The organism is Streptomyces varsoviensis, assembly GCF_000718635.1.
Classification (GTDB): Bacteria; Actinomycetota; Actinomycetes; order Streptomycetales; family Streptomycetaceae; genus Streptomyces; species Streptomyces varsoviensis.
The window spans coordinates 508,674-529,594 of record NZ_JOBF01000001.1 but is presented as its reverse complement, the minus strand read 5'-3'; the positions used below and the strand labels follow the sequence as shown (position 1 = coordinate 529,594).

Sequence of the window (20,921 nt, the reverse complement as noted above, 5' to 3'; positions counted from 1 at the left end):
AGGTCGCGGAGGGGGCGAACTTGAGGGGCGATAGGGGGTGGGCGGCTGATGGGAGTGGGGCGTGCGCGGCGGGGGACGCGCTGCGAGAGGGCTTCAACTCGTCAGTACGGCCTTGGACATGCGTCCGGGGCTCGGCGTGTGCCGTACGGCGCGGGCGACGTCGGCCAGGTCGAAGCGCTCGGCCTCCGGAACGGCGAAGGACTCTCCCCCGGCTTGTCCGTCGGCGAGCCGCCGGGCGATGCCTCGTATCAGCCGCCCCACCTCGTCGGCGGGCAGCCGGCCGAGACGCTCCGGCAGCCAGAACCCGGTCAAAGTGATGCCGCGGAAGACCAGTTCGTCCGGGTCGACGGAGACGGGACGGCCGGAGAACATGCCGTAGCTGATGAACCGCCCCTGGTCGCGTAGCGCCCGCAGGGCGAGCGTCCCGGCGGCTCCGCCCACGGCATCGAGGACGGCCGCGACGCCGCGCCCGTCGGCGAGCGCCGCCAGCCGCCGCCCGACGCCCTCGTCGTCCTGGACGAGTACGGCCTCGGCACCGGCCTCCAGCAACGCGGGCCGGTGCCGCTCGTCCCGTACCAGGCACAGGCAGCGCAGCCCACGCCCGTGCGCGAGCCGGACCAGCATCCGGCCGACGGCGGAACCGGCCGCGGTGAGCAGGACGAGGTCGCCCTGGTCCACGGACAGCTCGTCCAGTTCGTCGAGGAGGAGTTGAGCCGTGACCGGGTTGATCGTGAGCTGGCAGGCCACGTCGTCGGGGAGGGTTTCGGGCACCGGAACGACATCGGCCGCGTCGGCGACGACGTACTCGGCCCAGGTGCCCAGCGCGGAGACCGCCACCCGCTCCCCCACGCGGAGGGGCGCGTCGGCGCCGACAGCGTCGACCACGCCCGCCCCTTCGAAGCCGACGGGCGAGGCGGTGCTCCGATCCGGATGCGGACCGGACCGGAAGGCCGCGGGACGCCCGTAACGGCCGCGGACCAGCAGCAGATCGGAGGGGTTCACGGGGCTGGCGTGCAACCGGACCCGCACCTGCCCGGCCCCGGGCTCCGGCACGGGGCGGTCGCTCAGCCGCAGTACGTCGCAAGGCTCGCCGTAGCGGGAGAAGACGATCTGTCGCATCGTGGCCGCCTCACTCGGCCGTGTCGTCGGAAGAGGGAGAGGGCGGGGAGGTGGGAGAAGAGGGCGACGAGCGGGAGGAAGGAGAGAAGGAGGAGTGGGCCAGCAGGTGGTCGCGGACCTCTTCGATGCCGTACTGCCCCTTGTGCAGCATGTTGTTGACCAGTACGTACGTCGCGTCGCCCGCGGCCAGCGCCTCGGTGAGGTGGTCGAGCGTTCCGCACCCGCCGGAGGCGATGACCGGCAGCCCCGAGGCGGCGGCGATCGCGTGGAGCAACTCCAGGTCGAAACCGTCGCCAGTGCCTTCCCGGTCGATGCTGTTGGCGAGAACGGCGCCGACTTGGAGCTCCGCCAGCCGTTCGGCCACGTCGACGGCGCTGACGCCGGCGTCCTTCTCGCCGTCGTGCGTGAAGGCGCCCCACCGACCGGGCCCGGTCCGGCGGCAGTTGACGACGCCCATCAGCCGTCCGGCGCCCCACTCCCGGACCGCCGCCTCGACGGTCCCCGGCTTCTCGATCAGGCTGGTACTGACCGACAACGCGTCCGCGCCGGCCTCCAGCAGACCGCCGGCGTGCATCACGGACGGAAGATCACCGTGTGCCACGGAGACCAGCGGCCGGACGCCCGATGCCTTGATGTCGCGCAGCAAGGGCGGGAGGTAGTCGATGGCGTCCCACGCGTCGAAGACGTCCAGGAAGACCTTGCGGGCGTGGCCGGCGGCGTAGGCCGCGACGATGGCCGCGACATCGCCGGGGTCGTCCAGACCGGCGATGCGGCTGGGCTCGGTGGCGCGTCCGTTCGCCACGTCCACACAAGGGATCACCAGATCGCCGACGTGGTCGCGCTGGCTGTGGAACACGGGCTCGGTCATGGTGTCGCTCCTGTCGGATGGTTCCTGTCCGATGACTGGTGTCCGATGACTTGTGTCCGATGGCTTGTGTCCAGTGACTGCTGTCCGATGGCCGCTGCCCGATGGCCGCTGTTCAGTGACCGCTGTCCGATGGCCGCTGTTCACTGACCGCTGTCCGATGGCCGCTGTTCACTGACCGCTGTCCGATGGCCGCTGTCCAATGGCTGTGTCGAATCGCTATCCGGCGGCGCCCGCGAAGGGGGTCAGGCGCGGGCTGTCGGGGGCCAGCCTGCGGGCGACCGCGACGGCCGAGCCCAGGACGCTGTCGAGGTCGTCGAGGGGGGTGGTGATGTGGCCGGCGAAGTAGAGCCCGCCCTCGCCCTGCAGGCGCAGCAGTTCGCTCTGGGCGGTCAGCATCGCCGGGGTGGGCTGGAGCAGCCGGAACGCCGTCGAGGTCAGCGACGCGCGGGGCAGCGTCTCGCGATGGGTGAGCTGGCTGACGAACACGTCGCCGTCGGGCAGTTCATGCCAGGTCGTCGTCTCCGCCCAGGCCCCGTGCAGCGAAATGGTCATCGGCGCCCACTCGCCACGCTCGGCGGGCAGGTAGCACGGATCGCTGTGCACTCCGTAGACCAGGTCGTTGTAGTCGTAGGCGCCCAGGAGGCGATGCAGCGGGCCCGCACCACCGAGCGCCCCCACGACGCAGCGCGCTGCCTCGGCGGTCAGCGCCAGGACGACGGCGTCCACCATGTGTCGCGCACCGCCCGAATCGACCAGCTCGAACTGGCCGTTGAAGCGGCGCACTCGGCGAACCGCGGCTCCGTTCACGATCCGGGTGTTCGGACACTGCCGGGCCAACTGCCATGCGAGCGACTGCATTCCGCCGCGCAGCCGGTACGTGCGGGCATCCGCCCCCGGGCCGGGATCGGCGAACAACGGTCCCACGGCGCGGGCCGACAGATGCTGGGCGTCGACCGGAGCGCAGCCGAACACCGAGGCCGGAAGGGCGTACACCGCTTGGACCTTGACATGGCGCGGCAGGTCCCAGGGCTCCACCAGCTCGGCCAGCGTCGTGGTCCACGGGACTTCCTTCCGCTCCCAGTCCGCGGCGTGCGAGGCGAGCAGCCCTTCCGCCTCCCGGGCCTCGTCGCCGGTGACGCGCGGGACGCCGGCCGACCGCGGCGAGGGCGCGTCGTCGTGGACTATGGCGCGGCCTGGGGGCACTTCCTCCCACTGATCTTCCAGTCCGACGGCTTTGGCGAACTCTCCGACCACGGTCGTCAGGTGCAGAGGAACTTCCTGCACCCCCAGTTCGAGCGCGGTGGGGGCCCCTGTGCTGTCGGGCACGTACGCCGAGCGGAGATTGCCGCCGACGCTTTCCCGTGCTTCGAGCACCAGCGTGTCGTGCACGCCGTCCAGCAGCCACGCGGTGGCCAGCCCGGCGACTCCCGCCCCGACGATGCCGATCCTCATGTCCTCACCTCCATTCGCCGTAGGCCGTCACGCGCCCAGCGCTTCAGGGGTGCCCGCGGCCGCGCGCCAGAAGTACCCGATGGATTCCTCCAGCAGCCGCGCGCAGAAGACCGTCTCATCTGGGTCGTCGCCTTGGTCCAGGCCGTCCTGTACGACGTCCAGGGCGAGTTGACTCAGTTCGTCGGGGGCCTCGTCGTCGTAGTAGTCGAGCAATTCCTGCGGCACGTACAGCGGTGTTTCCTGCACACGCCTGATCGCTTCGGCGCAGCCGGCGAAATACACCTGCATATCGGCGTAGCCGGCGAGAGCGAACGCGGCCTGTGTGCCCTGGGAGGCCAGCCAGCTCAGGGTGCCGTTGAACGCGTACGCGGCGTACTCGGTCGGCCATCGCTGCGCGTGGACATCGCCCTCCATCCCGAGCGCCCGCGCGCAGTCCCGCAGTTTGGGCTGGGCATCGCACACCAGCCGGGCCAGCCGGATCAGTAGGTCCGCCGCCGGGCGGTGCGGGAACCGGGCGAGCAGCGTGCCGTACGCCGCGAGTTCGGCCGTGTGGCAATGGGCCTCGGTCCCGATCATGCGCCGCAGCGACTCCTCGGACAGCCGCCCCTTCGCGGCGGCCTCCAGCAGCGCGTTGCCCACGGGCTCGCGCTCCCGGAGTTCGCTGAGCCGCGCGGCCAGCTCGACGGCGGTGACGGACGAATTGACCATGACCTGTTCCTCTCCTCGATTGACACGGGAGGCCAGATGACAATTTTCTGAACCGGCGCGCGGGCACAACCATTTCGAAGGCGCGCCTCAGAAATCACCTGGCAATGCTCCAAAGGGCGGCCTCGCCCGCGCCTTTTCATCAGAAGCTAGGTCTCGGCTAACCCCTGAGCGCCACTCCAACCGGCCGCAGCGAACATTGGCCGTAAATCCGCATCGCAGACGACGCATGGAGGGCTGCCGGTTCCCGGCACATCAGAGAACTACGAAATCACCGGGTCGACGGAGAAGGCCGCATCGAAATCCGGCCAACGGTGAGCGGGCATTCCTGGCCGCCCGACAACGCCGGAGGCGGTAACTCCGAAAGCGATGGGCGATCGACGATCGGCTATCGACGATCGGCCATTGGCCATCGGCGGTACGTGCTCGGCCATCCCGGCGCCGCAGGGTCACCCGGCCCCACCACCCGGCGAGCCGCAGGTTCGGCGGCCCAGAACGGTCAGGCCGACGGCCGCTTGGCGCGGGCGGTGCGGCGTTCCCCGTTGCGATGGCCTATGTCGGCCTTCTGCTCGTCGGTAAAGGGCGAGTTCTCCAGGAAGGAGCGGGACCCCGCGCTCCTCGTCGCCCTGCGTGAATCCATGATCACCACCGTCACCACCCAGGAGGGGGCCGTACGGGAACCAGGTCCGGCCGGCGCCGCCCGCGCCCTGCGCGCCGCGCTGCCCGGCCAGAGCGCCCTCACGAAGGCCGAACAGCAGCTCCTGATGGACTGGCTGCGGCGACTGTCCGTATAGGCCGGGATAGAGAGCGGATGAGGGGCCCCAGTGCGGGCGGAGCCAGCCCGGTGCGGCCCGCTTGCCGTCGGCCAACGCCCCCGTACCTCTGCACAGGCAAGCCCTCGGGGCGAAGTACCGTACAAGGCGCCGAAAGACGGAACTACTTACGTACACACGGAGAGCGGGCAGCAGATGGGCGACGGGCGTTTCGCGCGCCGACGTGGGGCCTCATGAGCGCGGCGGGAAGCACTGAGTGGAGCTCGCCGGGGGACACGGCGGGGAGTCCGACGCCGAAAGATTCGTGGTTGAGGAGGCTGCGGCCCGAGGACGAGACGGTGATCAGCTCGACCATCTCCGATCCCATGCTGGTCGCCGAGGCGGTCGCCCGGGTGGGGCGGGCAGCGGCGGGATGGGCCGTAGAAGCAGGCCGCGCCATGGCCTCCCGGCGGAACGACGGCGACCTCTCCGACGCCCGTTACATCCACTTCCGGCCGCAACGCTTCTACGAGGCGCTGGCGCTGGCGGCCGTCGTCTCCCTCACGGGCGACCACACCCTGCCCGCCGCCCTGCGCGGCGAGATCTCCGTGCTGGTCAAGGAAGCCGTGCCGAGGGGCGTATCGGTGGACGTGGGACTACAGGGCGTCCAACTCTTCCACGCGGACTTCCTCGGGAGGCTCTTCGACTGGTGCCGAGCCCACCTGCCCACGGAGAGCCAGGCCGAGGGCATGCGGCAGATGTCCGCGGACCTGTTCGAGGGGATGGCCGCGCTCAGCGCCCTGATGGCGCAGGAGTTCACGGTCGTCCGGGACCGCTGGCTCGCGGGCGCCGCGGCGGCCCGACAGGAGATGGTGCGGGACATCCTCGCGGGCAGGGACGTGGGCCGCGACCGCGCCATGTCCCGGCTGTCCTACGACCTGACCGTGCACCACCTGGCGCTCATCGCCTGGTCCGAGAGCGATGTGACCGACGACACCGAATCGATCGTCCACTCCGATTCGACCGCCAATACCGGGCCGTACGACAGCACCGACAGCACCGGCCCGTCCCACGGCACCGGCCCGTCCCACGGCGCCGGCGATCTCGCCGACGCCGCGACACGGCTGCTGAAGTCCGCCGGCTGCTCCTCGATCCTGCTGGTACCGACCGGCACGGCGAAGTTGTGGGCGTGGGGTGGCCGAGTCGGCGGGCTGCCCGAGCCGGGCGCCGACAAGGATTCCTCATCGCGGAACTGGCGCCTCCCGCCTCATCTGCGGGTCGCGCTGGGCCGCCCTGGGTCGGCTCTCGCCGGCTTCCGCCGCTCCCACGAGCAGGCGCTGGCGGCCGAACGGGCGGGCAGGGTAGGGCAGTTCCCCGGGCCCGTATACGACTACGAGCGACTTGAGCTGCCGATACTCCTGAACGCCCGTCCGGACGCGGCCGGTGAGTTCATCACCCGGGTGCTGGGGCCGCTCGCGGCCGACGACCCGGCGATGGCGGAGCTACGGACCACACTGAGGGTCTACCTCGACGAGGACCGGGCCGTCTCCGCTGTCGCCGAGCGGCTGCACATCGCCAAGAACACCGTGCTGTACCGGGTGAAGAAGGCCGAGCAGTTGCGCTGCCGCACGGTGAAGGAGGACCGGCTGGCCGTACACGCGGCCCTCACCTTCATCGAGGTGTTCGGGCCACCGGCACAGCGACCGGAGTGATTTCTGCGCGCGGGCACGACGGCCGGGCCGGGCCCCGTTCGCCGGCACGACGGCCGGGCCGGGCCCTGCTCGCCATCACGAAATCCAAGCCGCCCCCTGCTCGCCATCACAAAGACCGGCCTGATCTCTGGTCGCCGTCACAAGAGAAGCACCGTGCCGCTCGGCTTGACTCGGTTCCACCGGGGCGGAACCCCGGACCAGGACATCGAGTGAAGCGAGCATGACGATGACGACGACGACTGCCCCCGGCCACGAGTACGGCGCTGTCCCCACCCGCGAGGAGTTGGTGGAACGCGCCGCCGCGCTCGTACCGCTGCTCAGGAAGCACGCCGCCGAGACCGAGGAGCGGCGGCACGTGAGCGAGGCGAGCCTCGCCGCGATCACCGAGGCGGGGTTCGCGCGGGTATGCGTGCCCGTCGAGTGCGGCGGTTACGGTCACGGCATCGGGACCCTCACCGCGGTGACGGCCGAACTGGGGCGCGGATGCGCCTCCTCCGCCTGGGTGGTGGGGGTCAGCGGGCAGATCGCGGTCTCCCCGAAGAGCCCCGCCATCAACTCCACCCTGTACGGCGAGGGGCCGGACGCATGGCTGTGCGGTTCGCTGAACCCCACCGCCGGCCAGGTGGAGACGGTCGACGGCGGGGTCCGGCTGACCGGCCGGTGGGGGTACGCGTCGGGCTGCTCACACAGCCGGTGGGCGATGGTGCTGGCCACGGGCACCACCCCGGACGGCGGCCGGACCGTCCACGGCCTCACTGTTCCGATGAGTGACCTGACCATCGACGAGGACTGGTGGGTCGCCGGCATGGGCGGCAGCGGCAGCCACACCCTCGTGGCCTCGGACCTCTTCGTCCCGGCCGAACGGGTCATGGCCGCCACAGGCGAGAGGAGCCCGGAGCAGACGATCCTGAGCGGGATCGGCGGATCGGCCATGATGGCGGGCCCGCTGCTCGGCGCCACGCACGGGGCGCTGGACCTGGTCCACGAGACGCTGGCGGCGAAGAAGAAGGTCGTCTACAGCCGTTACCCGTCCGCCCCGGAGGCGGTGGTGACGCAGCTCTGGCTGGCCGAGGCGACCCAGTACCTGGACACCGCCCGGATGCACACACAGCGGGCGACCGACGCGATCGACGCCGCGGTCGCCTCGGGCACCGCGATGAGCCTGGTCGAGCGGGCCCGCGCCCGTATGGACATCACCACGGCGGTGGAGAGCTGCCGCCAGGCGATGGCGCGGCTGCTCGACATCCACGGCGCGAGCGGTTTCGCTCAGGCCAATCCGCTGCAGCGCGCCTGGCGCGACCTTGAGACGGCGAGCCGCCACGGCTTCCTCAACACACAGTTGGCCCGCGAGGCCTACGGGCGTGCGCTGGTCGGCATCGACGAGCCCATCGCCATGAACATCTGACACCTCAGATCGCCTAGAAATCGCCTAGAAGACGCCGTACTTCGAAAAGCGGCAAGAGGCGCGGTGGCGAAACCCGACGAGTCGGGACACGAACGAGCAGGACCGAGCGGGACCGAGCAGGACCCAGCAGGACAAGGACAAGGGCGGAATCGAAGATGACGACGAGCACAGCGGACCGAGTGGAATTCCGGGATGCCATGGCGCGTTTGGCGGCGGCGGTCAACATTCTCACCACCGACGGGCCGGCCGGCCGGTGCGGGATCACACTGAGCGCCGTCTGCTCGGTCACGGACACCCCGCCCACGGTCCTGGCGTGCGTCAACCGGAACAGCGCCATGCACGATGTTTTCGTACGCAACGGCCGAGTCGCGCTGAACGTCCTCGGCGGAGGCCAGGCGGAACTGGCGCGGCACTTCTCCGGAGCCACGAAGGTGGCGATGGAGGAACGCTTCGCCTGGGACGTCTGGGAGCCGACGGCACAGGTGCCCGTGCTGCGCGACGCGCCGGTGACGATGACCGGCGTGCTGCGTCAGCAAACGCCGATGGGGTCCCACAGCGTCCTCTTCATCGGGGTCGAAGAGATCCGCGTACGGCGCGACGGCGGCGGCGACGGGCTCGTCTACCACAACCGCGACTTCCACCGGTTGGGCGCGTAGGCCCGTAAGCCTGTAGGTCCGTAACCCTGTACGCCCGTACGCCGACACACCCGTAGTGGCCTGGAACGTCGTGCGCGGGAGGTCCGATCCGGCCCCTCCCGCGCACGGCCGCGCCGGGATGGGGCCAGGGCGGCCGAGACTCACCCCGCCCCGGGAAGCCTCACGCGTACGGTCCCGTCGCCGTCCACGCGCGTCTGGAAGGCGGGCTGCGGTGCGGTGGCCGGTCCGCGTACGTTCCAGCCGTCCGACAGGCGGAAGACGCTGCCGTGCCAGGGGCACTCGACGCACCCGTCGGCGAGCTTGCCTTCGGAGAGCGGGCCGGAGAAGTGGCTGCACCGGTCAGCCAGGACGTGGATTTCGGTATCGCTCTGGCGCACCACCAGGAGGGGCACCTCGCCCAGTTCCCTGCGCACGGCCTCGCCGACGGGAAATTCGCCCACCGTGCCGAGGCTCTGCCACTCGGGGTCGAGCAGATGGGGGACCGGTTCGCTCTTGTTGGCACCGGCCGCCTGCCGATACGCGAGGTGTCCGCCCAGCATCCCTCCGACGCTCGCGGCGCCGAGCCCCGCGAACCCCAGAACCCGGCCCCAGCCCCGCCGGCCGCGCCCCCGAGCCGTCCAGGAACCGGCGTACAGGCCGATGGCCACGGCGTTCGACGCGGCGTGCACCAGGCCGACGCGCATCTGCTGCTCGTGCTGCTCGGCCCAGTCGACCCAGCCCGCCAGCGCGGCGGGCACCGCCGAGACGACGCCGAGGCCCACCAGGAAGCGGGCGCCGCGCCGACCGCCGGGGACGAGGTCCAGCGCGGCGGCCGACAGCCACGCGCCCATGGGGAGCTGGACGAGGAGGGGGTGCAGAGGGTGGCCGAGCTGGCGACCGTGCAGCACATCGCGCCCGCGCCCCAGTGGCAGGGCACGGACCAGTCGCCGCACCGGGCCGACCGCCCGGTCCAGCCCCTCCATGCCGCCCATGGAGTCGAGGAACTTCAGGAACGCAGCCTCGGCCGGCCGCTCACCGACCGCGCTCCGAACCTCGTCTCGAACCTCGTCCCGGACATCTGACGCGAACTTCGTGGAACCCGCTGAAGGCAACCGCATGATTCCCGAGTGACCTCCGCCATGGCTTCCCAAACAGGCAGCGGGCCCGTGCCACTCTCGTGGCCCCCGCCCGTACGCCCGTACGATCGCGAAACCGCGCGCCTCGCCAGCCCTCCCCAGCCCTCCTCAGCCCTCCTCAGCCCTCCTCAGCCCTCGATTACGGTCGCTCCCGCCCAATCGAGGGTGTGTCGGCCTCCCCCGGGCCAGGTCGGAGCTGTTCCAAGGCACCGGGCAGGTCCCAGTTGATCCAGGTCTCGGCGATCTTTCCCTCGTCAAATCGCAGGGTGATCTGGCCGGTGGCCTCGAAGCTTCTGCCGCTCGGCGGATTTCCCTGGTATTCGCCGGTGTGGCGGCCGCGCACGGTGAACCGCGCGCTGGCCAGGTCGCCCTCGGCGATCAGGCTCTCCGCCGTGTGCCGGAGCCCGAAGGCCGCGATCAGCTCGCGGTACACCTGCGTGGCCTCGGCCAGGCCCACCGTCTTCCGCGGCATGGACGGATCGTGCTCAAGGTAGTCGGCGGTGCACAGCTCGGCGTAGGCGGCTTCGCGGTTGCGGTCCTGGGTCTCCTCCAGGAAGCGCCGGGCCACACCTTTGTCGCATGTGCCGCGTTTGTCGTACTGTTCCATGCTCGTGTTCATAGCGCGCCTCGCGGCCCGCGGCGCGGATTCTCACCCCTACGCAGCGGGCCGCTACGGACGACGACCGCGGACGGCCGGATCGGGGACGGCCGATTCGGGGGCCGCCGCGTCGAGTGCGTCGAGCACCGCGTCGCCGTTGGCCATCGCCCATTCGGTCAGCATGTGGATCGGCTCGATCAGCGTTTCCCCGAGCGGAGTGAGTTCGTACTCGACGCGGGGCGGCACCTCGGCGTAGGCGTGCCGGCGGACGAGGCCGTGATCGGCCAGACGGCGGAGCGTCTGGGTCAGCATCTTGCGCGAGATGCCGCCGATCACCTCGATCAGCTCGCCATGGCGCACGGGGCCCCTGCTGAGGCCGTAGAGCACGGCCACCGTCCACTTGTCGGCGATCAACTCGACTGCCATACGCGCCGGGCAGTCGGCGAGGAAGGGGTCGCCGGGACCGAAACCGCTCATGGCGCCAACGGTACCTGCGGGTTCCTATCGGAAACGTAGCGTGGGGTTCTCCCCACCGATTCCCCCCGCGCGAAGCCCTTCGCACCCTTTCGAAAGCCAGGAAAGCCATGCGAGTCATCACCCAACAGTCCTTCGGCGGCCCCGAAGTGCTCACCATCGTGGACGCGCCGGAGCCCGAGCCCCTGCCCACCGAGGTCCTCGTCCACGTCAAGGCGATCGGCCTGAACCCGCTGGAGGCGCGGCTGCGCGCCGGTGAGTTCCCGCTGCTCGGCCGGCCGCCATTCGTCCTCGGCTGGGACATCAGCGGCGTGGTCGGTCAGGCGCCGCGGACGTGGCGGTTCCGGCCCGGCGACGAGGTGTTCGGGATGCCGCTGTTCCCGCGGGCGGCGAGCGCGTACGCCGAGGCCGTCGCGGCGCCGGCGCTGCACCTGATACGCAAGCCGGCGTCGCTCTCGCACGTCGAGGCGGCGGCGCTGCCTGTCGTCGGGCTGACGGCGTGGCAGGGCCTCGTGGACCTCGCCGGCGTGTCCGAGGGCGACCGCGTCCTGATCCACGGCGGCGGTGGCGGGGTCGGACACGTCGCGATCCAGATCGCGAAGGCGCTCGGCGCGTACGTCTTCGCGACCGCGAGCGGGAGCAAGCGCGAGTTCGTGGAGGGGTTCGGCGCCGACGAGGTGATCGACTACACGGCCGTCGACTTCGCCGAGGCGGTCCGCGATGTCGACGTCGTGCTCGACACGCTCGGCGGCGACACCGCCGAGCGGTCGCTCGCGGTACTCCGCCCGGGCGGCCACCTGGTCACGGCGGTCGCCGAGGAGAACGCGCGGCTCATCGCCCGGTACGAGGCCGCCGGCATGCGCTTCAGCGGCATCGCCGTCGACCCCGACCCCGTCGGCCTGCGCGCTCTGGTCGACCTCGTCGAGCAGGGGCGGCTCCGGGTCCATGTGCAGGAGACGTTCCCGTTCGAGCGCGTCGCCGACGCGCACCGAGTGCTCGACGACGGCCACCTCCGGGGCAAGCTCGTCCTCACGCTCTGACCCCGTCGCGGTGACGCCAGGGAGGGCGGCCCTCCGCCCATGGCGAGCGGCCGGCCACCCCTCCCCTCTTCACACCGCGGTCAGATCACCACTTCAGGGCCACCGACCGCCGACCATCGGACCACCGCCTCACGCACACCCCGCGGGCCGATCCCGCGAAGCGTCCCGGATGAGGGCCCGCTGCGCGTCGTGCACCCGCTTCACATCGGGCTTCACGACCCGGCGGTCGTAGGTGACGAGGCCGTTCAACTCGCCCTCCACGTCGGATATCTGCGTGTAGACGGCGCCGTTGCCACCCTTGCAGACCAGGGCCCGTACCTCGTTCAGCTTGCGGAGGTAGTCATCCGTGTACGTGGCGGGGTCCACGTCCACGTACGACTGCTGTACGGACCACGCGTGCCCGGGGACGCCGAGTCCGAGCCCCCCGTACTCGCCCGCGACCAGGGCCCGCTTGCCGTCCGGGTGCGGCGGCAGCGCGGGGCTGGGGTAGCCGTGCTCGTCCATGATGTCGCCCGTACCGCCGTCGGCCCCGAGGTTGATCCCGGACATCGAGTTGATGAGCCGGGTCGGGTCCCAGGCCTTGGCCTGGTCGGCGATGCGGGCCTCGTCGTACTGCCCCCAGCCCTCGTTGAACGTGACCCACATGGCGACCGAGGGGTGGTTGTAGTGCTGGTCGATCATCGTCTTCATCTCACGCTCGTACTCGGCGCGCGCCGCCGCGCTCGGGTTCACCCCGGCCGCCATCGCCGGCATGTCCTGCCATACGAGCAGCCCGAGCCGGTCGGCCCAGTAGAACCACCGGTCCGGCTCGATCTTGATGTGCTTGCGGACGGAGTTGAACCCCAGCCGCTTGTGCATCTTCAGGTCGTACGCGAGGGCCTTGTCGCTCGGCGCGGTGTGCAGCCCGTCGGGCCAGAACCCCTGGTCCAGGGTGGCCATCAGGAAGACGGGCTGCCCGTTCAGCATGGTGCGCGGGGTGCCGTCCACCCGCTGCACGGAGATCGAGCGCATGCCGAAGTAGCTGCGGACGCGGTCCCCGCCGACGCTCACCTTGAGGTCGTAGAGGTAGGGGTCGTCCGGTGTCCACAGGTGGGGCTTGGAGATCTTCAGTTCGAGCGGGCTCCCCGACCGGCCCTTGACGGTGCCGACCTTGTGCCGTCCGGCGTACGCGGTGGCGGTGACGGGAAGGCCGTCGCGTACGCCCCTGGTCTCGATGGTCAGCTTGCCGTTCGCGTCGGGCGTGAGCTTCAGGTCGGAGACGTGGTCGGCCGCGACGGGCTCCATCCACACGGTCTGCCAGATCCCGGAGGACGGTGTGTACCAGATGCCGCTGGGGTCGAGGCGCTGCTTGCCCATCGGCGGGTTCTCGCCGCCCCTCGCGTCGGTCGGGTCGTACACGCCGACGATGAGTTCCTGGGTGCGCCCCGGCTTCAGCGCGTCCGTGATGTCGGCGCTGAACTTGTCGTAGCCGCCCTTGTGATCGGCGACCTGCCGGCCGTTCACGTAGACCCGCGCCTGCCAGTCGACGGCCCCGAAGTTGAGTTGGAGCCGCTGGCCGCGGCCGACCTTCCAGTTCGCGGGAACCGTGAAGGTGCGCCGGTACCACATGCGGTCCTCGTGGCGCTCGATCCCGGAGAGCTGCGACTCCACCGGGTACGGCACCAGTATCTTCTCGCCGAGCCGCTGGCCCGCCGGTACGGCGTCGCCCGCCTTGGCCGCGGCGAACTCCCACGTCCCGTTGAGGTTCTGCCACTTGGACCGGGCGAGCTGCGGGCGCGGGTACTCGCGGTGCGCGTTCGCGGGGGTCACCTTGTCGCCCCACGGCGTGCTCAGTTCGTACGTGGAGTGGTTGGGCCCACTCGACCAGAAGCGGCCGACGGCGGCGCCGTCCGATCCGGCCAGGCCGCCCTTCCCGTCGTACGTCACGTCGACGATGCCCGGGGCGTCGCCGTTCTTGTTGCCGACGACGGGCTCCTTCAGCCCGACCAGCAGGCCGTGCGGGTCCTTCGGGTCCCTCCTGACCTTGCTCAGCGGCCACTTGGACCCGCCGATCACCGCCGAGACATGGCCGTTCACCTCACCAGGCACCCTGCCGATCTTCTGCGCGAAGTCGAGCTTCAGGGTCCGCCCGTCGCCGAGCACGGTCGTGCCGATGGCTCCGTCGTACTTCCAGTCGTCGGGCAGCCGGAACGCCGACGACGGGATGGCCCTCTTCTGCCGGCCGGGCTCGGTCCACCGCAGGTGCAGATTGGAGCCGCCGACGTGCTCGAAGTACTCGACCTTGATGTCGACCGCCTGGCCGGCCGTCAACTCCACCGGCTTCGCCGTCTGTTCCCTGTCCCAGTCGTCGACCCAGTGGTCTATGACGAGCTTTCCGCCCACCCACAGCCGGAAGCCGTTGTCCCCGATGATGGAAAACGTTGTCGCACCGGATGTCTCCGGCACGAGCTTCCCGGTCCAGCGCACACTGGCGTTGTCCGACTGGCCCGTGGCGGTCTGCAGCCGGGATTCGAGGCTGCCGAAGTCGAGGTTCGGATCGAACCCTGTCGCCTTCAACGTGCCGAAGTCGAACGCTCCGGGGGCGGATTGCGTGTAGTACTCGCCCTTGAGCCCATGCGGCACGACGTTCCCGTGCGGTCCGACGTGTCCGTTCAGCCCGTCTTGTCCATTCGATCCGGCGTGACCGTTCGATCCGGCGTGCCCGTTCATCCCAGTGGCCGGGGCGGCCGTGTCAGCCGTGTCGGCCGTGGCGGCTGGGACCGCGGTGAGCGCCGTGAGTCCGAGGGCCGCGGTGAGGAGCAGGGCCAGATGTCGGCCGGTTCGTCTGAGGGGTCTGGTGCGCACAAATCCTCCTGTAGGGGAACGCGTCCGCCGGACGCGGTGAGGAAGGGTGGCGGCTCGCCGCTCAAGTCGGTACAACTCTTCTGGGTACGTACAACGTTGAAAAGAGCGACAGTTGGCATGACAGCACGTGATCCGGCGCGCTGTCCAGGGCCGCGACGAGCACGCCCGACGGACGGGCGTGCCGAGCCGAAGGAGGTTCAGTGCGGGTGAGTCTCAAGGATGTCGCGGAGCACGCCGGCGTCTCGATCAAGACCGTGTCGAACGTCGTGAACAACCACCCGCATGTGACCCCGGCGATGCGCAGCCGCGTCCAGCGCACCATCGACGAACTCGGCTACCGCCCCAACCTGGCCGCCCGCCACCTGCGCAAAGGCCGTACGGGCATCATCGCGCTCGCCGTACCCGAACTGGGCAACCCCTACTTCGCCGAACTCGCGGGAGCCGTGATCGACGCGGCCGCGGAACACGACGTCACGGTGCTCCTCGACCACACCCAGGGCGACCGCGAGCAGGAGATCCTGGTCAGCCAGGGGTTCCGGGAGCGGGTGATAGACGGGCTCATTCTGAGCCCGCTGGAGCTGGAGGCCGAGGACCTGGGCGGCAGAGACGGCGACGTACCGCTGGTGCTGCTCGGCGAGCGCGAGTACGACCTGCCGTACGACCACATCGCCATCGACAACGTCGCCGCCGCCCGCACCGCGGTGCGCCACCTGCTGGGCCGCGGCCGTACCCGGATCGTCTACCTCGGCGCCCGCACCGACTCGGCGAACCGCCCCGCGCACCTGCGACTGGACGGGTGGCGCGCGGAGTTGACCGCGGCGGGGCTGCCGGCGCCGGACGAGCTGGTCGGCGAGACCACCGGCTGGGACCGGGACGACGGCGCCTACGCGATGGCCCGGATACTGGACTCGGGGGTCCGCCCGGACGCCGTGTTCGCGTACAACGACCTGGTGGCGATCGGCGCGATGCGGGTGCTGCACGAACGGGGCCTCAGGGTGCCGTGGGACGTGGCGGTGGTCGGCTTCGACGACATCGCGGAGGGCCGGTTCGGCGCGGTCACGCTGACCACGATCTCGCCCGACAAGCCCGCGATCGCCCGGCTCGCCGTACGGTCGCTGCTGCACCGACTGGAGCGTCCCGAGGAGCGCACGGGACGCAGGCTGACCCCCGAATACCGCCTGATCGAGCGCGAGAGCACCCTTGGCCGCCGCTGAACCGAAAGGCGCGTCGAATGCCTTTACGGCCTTCTTCCAACGATGTAAAACCTTGCTGTACCGCCGCTCGAACGGCCAACCGGCTCGGCCTGCCACTCCGGCCGACCCGCCGGTCCGGCCGGCCCGGCCCCGTCAGCCTCCCCGCTCCGGGGCGCGACGGCGGCTCGTACGCCAGTGACCACGGCGTACGAGCCGCCAAGGCGGGCCAGGAACCCTAGAGCCAGACGTCCGGCTCCCAGAAACTGGCGGGCTTGTTCCGGATGATGCGTCGGATAGCGGCGAGCATGGCGTTCACCTCCCTTCACCAACGGTCTCGGCAACGGTCCTGGAGGAGGGCTTGAGGGCGCGGCGCAGGGTGAACGGGCGGGGGAGCACGGCGCCGGCCACGACGGGCCGGTCATCGCCGCCGCTGACGCTGAGCTGCGCGTCCTGAGCGAGGGCGATGACCGCCTCGGTGGTCATGCTGTGCGCGACGGCCGCTCCGGCGCAGATGAACGGGCCGGTGCCGAAGGGGAGATAGGGGCCTTGTTCGCCGTGCTCACCTCGCTCGACTCGCCCGCTTTGCTCGCCTCGTTCACGTCGCCCACCTCGCCCGCCTCGCTCCCCCGGGGCGCCGCCCCAGCGTTCGGGCCGGAACAATTCGGGGCGGTCCCAGCGCCGCGGGTCATGGTGCAGCAGGTAAGGGCTGACCGACAGGATCGCGCCCGCGGGGAACGACATGCCGCGGAATTCGAGCGGGCGAGGGGCCGGCCGGCCCACCATCCAGACGAACGGGCGGTGCCGCCCCGCCTCGCGGACCAGCCAATCGGTGGGCCACGGCCAGGGCGGGCCGGCCGGATGGCGAAGGCAGGCCAGCAGGAGCGACCACGCCACCGCATAGCCGACGTTGCCCACGATCGACTGGAACAGCAGCACGTACAGATCCGTCACGGCCCGGTCGGAAAGCTCCCGGGGACCGGCCCGGAGCACGGCGTCCAGCACGTCCCGCGGCTCGCCCCGCACGGGGCCCTCGGCGCGGCGGCTCCGTACGTGATCGGTGATCCCGGCCAGCAGCTTGGGGCGCACCATTTCCACCCGCGCGCGCTGCCACATGTGCGGTTGCCGGGCGGTCAGCCCCGCCGATACGGCCTGTGCCAGCCGGCGCCGCAGGGGCGAGGGGGCGGCGGGGTGCAGCAACGCCTCCGCCGTGCACCGGTACATCAGGGTCGGCCCCGCCGCGGGCCACTGGCTGACCGTTCCGAGCCCGGCCGCCGCCTCGGCCAGGCGCCGGCGGTAGGCGGGCAGATGCGCTCGCATCACGTTCCGCACGGCACGGCCTACGTCGATCTGAGCGGCACGCGAGGGCAGCATCTCCCCGAAGAAGCTGGACATACCGCCATGGAACTCCGGGTCTCGCAGCACCGTGAGCGCCAACTCGGTGTCTCTCACACACCAGGCGCCCCATGGGAGCCGGAACACCTCGCTCCGACTCCGCCGCGCACGCTCTTCGATGTATCCCAGCGGATCGCGCCGGAACCGGCGCATTTCCCTCACGCTCACCGCATGCCCTTCCAGAGGGACGTCACACGGGCCATTCGCAGTCACCACTGACGTGGGGCATGTACCCACCGGCAACCCGACTCAATGCCGTATCGCCCATACGAGTGAAGGCACCGCCATCGCCGGCTACACGTCCCCCAGCGACGCGACCGGTCGCCCTATTCGACGGCCGTGAGCACGATCTTGCCCCGGATGTGCCCTCGCGCGGCGCGTTCGTGGGCCGCCCGGGCATCCGCGAGCGGGAACGTGCTGTCTATGGCGACGCGGATCGTGCCCGCGTCCAGCAAGCGGCCCACTTCGGCGAGTTGCGCGCCGTTCGAGCGGACCTGGGTTCCCGAGACCGTAACGCCCAGCCTCGCGGTCTCTTCATCGTCGTAATCGCCGAAGAACACGGGGAAGAGGGCGCCGCCGCGCTTGAGCGTCCGCAGGAAGCGGCTGCTGTGGGGGCCGCCGACCGCGTCGAGTACGAGGTCGACACCGCTGACGGCTTCTTCGGGGCGGCGTCGGGTGTAGTCGATGAACTCGTCGGCGCCCAGTTCGCGCAGGAATGCCTCGTGCCCGCCCGAGGCCACCGCGGTGACATGGGCGCCCTTCCACTTCGCCAGTTGCAGCGCGAAGTGCCCCACGCCTCCCGCGGCGCCGTTGACGAGCACCGTCGTGTCGGGGCCGAGGGCCACCGGCCGGTGCCGCGCCGCCTGGAAGGGCGACGGGTGGTCGTGGCCGAGGTCGATGAGGAACTGCCACGCCGTCAGGAGCGACATGGGCGCCCCGGCCGCGTGCACGTGATCGATGCCGGCCGGCTTGTGCGCGAGGTCGGACGCGGGCGCGGCCACGTGCTCGGCGTACGCCCTGCCGTCGAAGCCGGGGAACCGGAGGAGCCCGAAGACTTCGTCGCCCATGGCGAAGCCCTCCACATCGGCGGCGACGGCCTCGACGACGCCCGAGACGTCCGTCCCCGGGGTAACGGGCAGGTCGAACGCCGGCCGGGTCTCCGGGGGCAGGTTGCTCAGCCCGTCGCGCAGGTACCAGTCCGGCGGGTTGACGCCGACCGCATGGACGCGCAGGAGCACCTCGCCCGGCCCCGGCTCGGGCATCGGCACCTCGTCGTAGCGCAGCACCTCGGGGCCGCCGTGCTCATGCAGCCGAACGGCCTTCATCGTGTGTGTTGGCATCGTTTTTTCTCCCGCCCTCTGCTGAGGGTACGCTGAGTGGATCAGCGATCCGCTTTTCCGGATCACTGGAACGAATATATGAACCACTGATCCGGATAGTCAACCGGGGCACGCCACCGGCCGCGGTCCCGACCCTGATTCCGATCCCGACCCGGAAAGCCGCCACCGGCGAGAGCCGACGGCGGCGGAAGAGGACAGATGCGGGCTGACGCCAGAAAGAACCGTGACCGCCTGCTCACCGTCGCGGGCGCCGTCATCACCGAGCAGGGCGCGGAGGCGTCCCTGCGCGACATCGCGCGCAAGGCCGACATGGGGCTCGCCACGCTCCTCCGCCACTTCCCCACCCGCGAGGCGCTGCTCGACGCCCTGCTCCGCACGAACTTCGACGACCTGACGGCGAGGGCAGGCGAACTCGAAGAATCGAGCTCGCCGACGGACGCTCTCGTCGCGTGGCTACGCGACTGCGTAGCGTGCGCGCACGCCTACCGTGGCGTGACCTCACTGATGTCGGCCGCCCTCGAAGACCCCGCGTCCGCGCTCCATGCCTCGTGCGTCGCCATGCGTACGGCCGGTACGGGGCTCCTCGCCCGTGCCCAGGCCGCGGGCGAGGCCCGTACCGACGTCGACGGCACCGATCTGTTCGCGCTCGTGGCGGCGCTCGCCTGGCTCGGCGATCAGCCCGTGTTCGAAGCACGCGCCGATCACCTCCTCGATGTCGTCGCGAGCGCGATCCTGACGAGCGGCGCGCGGCGCGGGGAAGGGCGACGCCGGGGAGGCGTGAGCAGCACCGCGGCGCGCTGAGGGGTACCGAGGAGCCGGCACGGCCGAACGCGGGCCGTCGGCCCGGTGGCGAACCGTGCACCAGTGGACGCTCACGCCCCGGAAACCGCCTGGGAACGCCGCGGTTCCGGAACGTTCAACGCGTGCACGCCCCCGTCGCGTACGAGCGCTTGTCCGGCCTCGCGGACCGTGGCCTGCTGGAGACCGGGCCGAACCGCGAACGGGCTGAATCGCGCGGGATCGAACCGGCCTGACCGGACCAGCGTTCCAGGTGCTTCCCGGACAGGGGTTGGCCAGACAGGGGTAAGGATGACCCTCGTGAACCCGCGGTCGGCGTACTCCCCCGACCTCGCCGCGACGACCATCGAGCGGGTGGACGCCGTCCTGGCCCGGTTCCTGGAACGCAAGTCCGCCTCCGCCGCCGCCCAGCGTCTCCCCGCCGAGGCCACCGAGGCGCTGACCGGCCTCCTCGCGGCCGGCGGGAAGCGGCTGCGCCCCGTGCTCTGCGTGACCGGCTGGCACGCGGCGGCCGGCCGACAGCGCGCGCCCGAACCGGTGTTACAGGTCGCGGCGGCGCTGGAGATGTTCCACGCCTTCTGCCTCATCCACGACGACGTCATGGACCGCAGCCCCACCCGCCGCGGCCGGCCCACCCTCCACCGCGCCCTGGCCGACCGGCACGCCGCGGCCCGCCCGCGCAGGTCGGCCGATCAGTTCGGCGACGCCGCCGCCATCCTCATCGGCGACCTCGCCCTGAGCTGGTCCGACGAACTCATCCACACCGCCGGACTGCCTCCCCGCCAGCTCACCGCGGTCCTGCCGCTGCTCGACGCGATGCGCGCCGAGATCATGTACGGCCAGTACCTCGACGTGGCCGCCACCGGACAGGCCACCGGCGATGTCGACCAGGCCCTGACCGTCATCCGCTACAAGACCGCCAAGTACACCGTCGAACGCCCCCTCCACATCGGCGCCGCGCTCGCCCAGGGGACCACCCGCCTCGCGGACACGCTCTCGGCCTACGCGCTGCCGCTGGGCGAGGCGTTCCAGCTCCGTGACGATCTCCTCGGCGTGTTCGGCGTGCCGGGGCAGACCGGTAAGTCCCGGCTGGACGACCTGCGCGAGGGCAAACACACCGTCCTGGTCGCCCTCGCACTGCGCGACGCGCCCGCCCAGCACACCGACGTCCTGCGCAGCCTCCTCGGCCGCCCCGATCTCACCGAGGCCCAGGCCGTACGGGTCCGCACCATCCTCACCCGCACCGGAGCCCGTACCCGGGTCGAAGACATGATCGCCCGCCGCCGCGCCCACGTCCTCCGCCTCCTGGCCGCCCCCGCCCCCATCCACCCCAGCGCCGTGCCCACCCTCCGCCGCCTGGCCGACGCCACCACCCGGCGCACCTCATAGAGAGCCGCGTAGGCCCACCTCATAGCGAGCCGCATAGGCGCACCTCCTGAGGGGCCGCCCCGTCCCGTA

The 20,921-nt window shown here is 71.1% G+C and carries 19 protein-coding genes; 8 read left to right on the top strand and 11 right to left on the bottom strand.

Annotated features, from left to right (window positions below; genetic code table 11):
- Positions 1-93: 93 nt before the first annotated feature.
- The 5 genes from IF55_RS02255 to IF55_RS38120 form a co-directional block, all read right to left on the bottom strand.
- Positions 94-1,119 carry a zinc-dependent alcohol dehydrogenase family protein gene (locus IF55_RS02255; protein WP_048831421.1) on the bottom strand — a complete coding sequence of 342 codons (1,026 nt, stop codon included), beginning with the start codon at positions 1,117-1,119 and terminating at the stop codon, positions 94-96.
- A gap of 10 nt (positions 1,120-1,129) precedes the next feature.
- Complete coding sequence (locus IF55_RS02250; protein ID WP_048831420.1) at positions 1,130-1,987, bottom strand: HisA/HisF-related TIM barrel protein; 858 nt, start codon at positions 1,985-1,987, stop codon at positions 1,130-1,132.
- Between the two features lie 216 nt (positions 1,988-2,203).
- Entirely contained in the window at positions 2,204-3,439 is a 1,236-nt protein-coding gene (locus IF55_RS02245; protein WP_030881966.1) for an FAD-dependent oxidoreductase, read from the bottom strand.
- 27 nt (positions 3,440-3,466) lie between these two features.
- Complete coding sequence (locus IF55_RS02240) at positions 3,467-4,147, bottom strand: hypothetical protein (protein WP_030881964.1); 681 nt, start codon at positions 4,145-4,147, stop codon at positions 3,467-3,469.
- Positions 4,148-4,643: 496 nt separating this feature from the next.
- Positions 4,644-4,784: a hypothetical protein gene (locus IF55_RS38120; protein ID WP_211269927.1), complete on the bottom strand. Its 141-nt coding sequence runs from the start codon at positions 4,782-4,784 to the stop codon at positions 4,644-4,646.
- On the opposite strand from IF55_RS38120, the gene IF55_RS02235 reads away from it, so the two are divergent.
- From IF55_RS02235 to IF55_RS02220, 4 genes are all read left to right on the top strand, one after another.
- Positions 4,783-4,938 (top strand): hypothetical protein, encoded by a 156-nt coding sequence (locus IF55_RS02235; protein WP_211269926.1) that lies wholly within the window; start codon positions 4,783-4,785, stop codon positions 4,936-4,938. The genes IF55_RS38120 and IF55_RS02235 overlap by 2 nt on opposite strands.
- 287 nt (positions 4,939-5,225) lie before the next feature.
- Positions 5,226-6,608 (top strand): PucR family transcriptional regulator, encoded by a 1,383-nt coding sequence (locus tag IF55_RS02230; RefSeq protein ID WP_169767179.1) that lies wholly within the window; start codon positions 5,226-5,228, stop codon positions 6,606-6,608.
- A 226-nt stretch (positions 6,609-6,834) separates the two neighbouring features.
- Positions 6,835-8,013, top strand: coding sequence for an acyl-CoA dehydrogenase family protein (locus IF55_RS02225; RefSeq protein WP_030881958.1), 1,179 nt, complete (start codon positions 6,835-6,837; stop codon positions 8,011-8,013).
- 155 nt (positions 8,014-8,168) lie between these two features.
- Entirely contained in the window at positions 8,169-8,669 is a 501-nt protein-coding gene (locus IF55_RS02220) for a flavin reductase (protein ID WP_030881956.1), read from the top strand.
- A gap of 140 nt (positions 8,670-8,809) precedes the next feature.
- Here the strand turns inward: IF55_RS02220 and IF55_RS02215 are convergent, their stop codons facing one another.
- The 3 genes from IF55_RS02215 to IF55_RS02205 form a co-directional block, all read right to left on the bottom strand.
- A complete protein-coding gene (locus IF55_RS02215) occupies positions 8,810-9,766 on the bottom strand; it encodes a Rieske (2Fe-2S) protein (RefSeq protein WP_398244130.1) in 957 nt (318 codons plus the stop codon).
- Positions 9,767-9,923: 157 nt separating this feature from the next.
- Entirely contained in the window at positions 9,924-10,391 is a 468-nt protein-coding gene (locus IF55_RS02210; protein ID WP_048831417.1) for an ester cyclase, read from the bottom strand.
- Positions 10,392-10,454: 63 nt separating this feature from the next.
- The gene (locus IF55_RS02205; RefSeq protein WP_048831416.1) at positions 10,455-10,859 is read right to left on the bottom strand and encodes a winged helix-turn-helix transcriptional regulator; all 405 of its coding nucleotides are present in this window, start codon (positions 10,857-10,859) and stop codon (positions 10,455-10,457) included.
- 107 nt (positions 10,860-10,966) lie between these two features.
- Between IF55_RS02205 and IF55_RS02200 the strand changes: the two genes are divergently transcribed.
- Positions 10,967-11,896 carry an NADP-dependent oxidoreductase gene (locus IF55_RS02200; protein ID WP_030881942.1) on the top strand — a complete coding sequence of 310 codons (930 nt, stop codon included), beginning with the start codon at positions 10,967-10,969 and terminating at the stop codon, positions 11,894-11,896.
- A 129-nt stretch (positions 11,897-12,025) separates the two neighbouring features.
- Here the strand turns inward: IF55_RS02200 and IF55_RS02195 are convergent, their stop codons facing one another.
- Positions 12,026-14,740, bottom strand: coding sequence for a glycoside hydrolase family 2 (locus IF55_RS02195; RefSeq protein WP_030881939.1), 2,715 nt, complete (start codon positions 14,738-14,740; stop codon positions 12,026-12,028).
- Positions 14,741-14,940: 200 nt separating this feature from the next.
- Here IF55_RS02195 and IF55_RS02190 point away from each other — a divergent pair, with 200 nt between their 5' ends.
- Positions 14,941-15,954 (top strand): LacI family DNA-binding transcriptional regulator, encoded by a 1,014-nt coding sequence (locus tag IF55_RS02190; protein WP_030881936.1) that lies wholly within the window; start codon positions 14,941-14,943, stop codon positions 15,952-15,954.
- 291 nt (positions 15,955-16,245) lie between these two features.
- Here the strand turns inward: IF55_RS02190 and IF55_RS02185 are convergent, their stop codons facing one another.
- Positions 16,246-17,382, bottom strand: coding sequence for a cytochrome P450 (locus tag IF55_RS02185; RefSeq protein ID WP_245661020.1), 1,137 nt, complete (start codon positions 17,380-17,382; stop codon positions 16,246-16,248).
- Between the two features lie 269 nt (positions 17,383-17,651).
- A complete protein-coding gene (locus IF55_RS02180) occupies positions 17,652-18,665 on the bottom strand; it encodes an NADP-dependent oxidoreductase (protein WP_030881932.1) in 1,014 nt (337 codons plus the stop codon).
- A 198-nt stretch (positions 18,666-18,863) separates the two neighbouring features.
- Between IF55_RS02180 and IF55_RS02175 the strand changes: the two genes are divergently transcribed.
- Positions 18,864-19,466: a TetR/AcrR family transcriptional regulator gene (locus tag IF55_RS02175; RefSeq protein WP_030881929.1), complete on the top strand. Its 603-nt coding sequence runs from the start codon at positions 18,864-18,866 to the stop codon at positions 19,464-19,466.
- Positions 19,467-19,754: 288 nt separating this feature from the next.
- Positions 19,755-20,852, top strand: a complete 1,098-nt coding sequence (locus IF55_RS02170; RefSeq protein ID WP_030881928.1) for a polyprenyl synthetase family protein — start codon at positions 19,755-19,757, stop codon at positions 20,850-20,852.
- Positions 20,853-20,921: the final 69 nt, after the last annotated feature.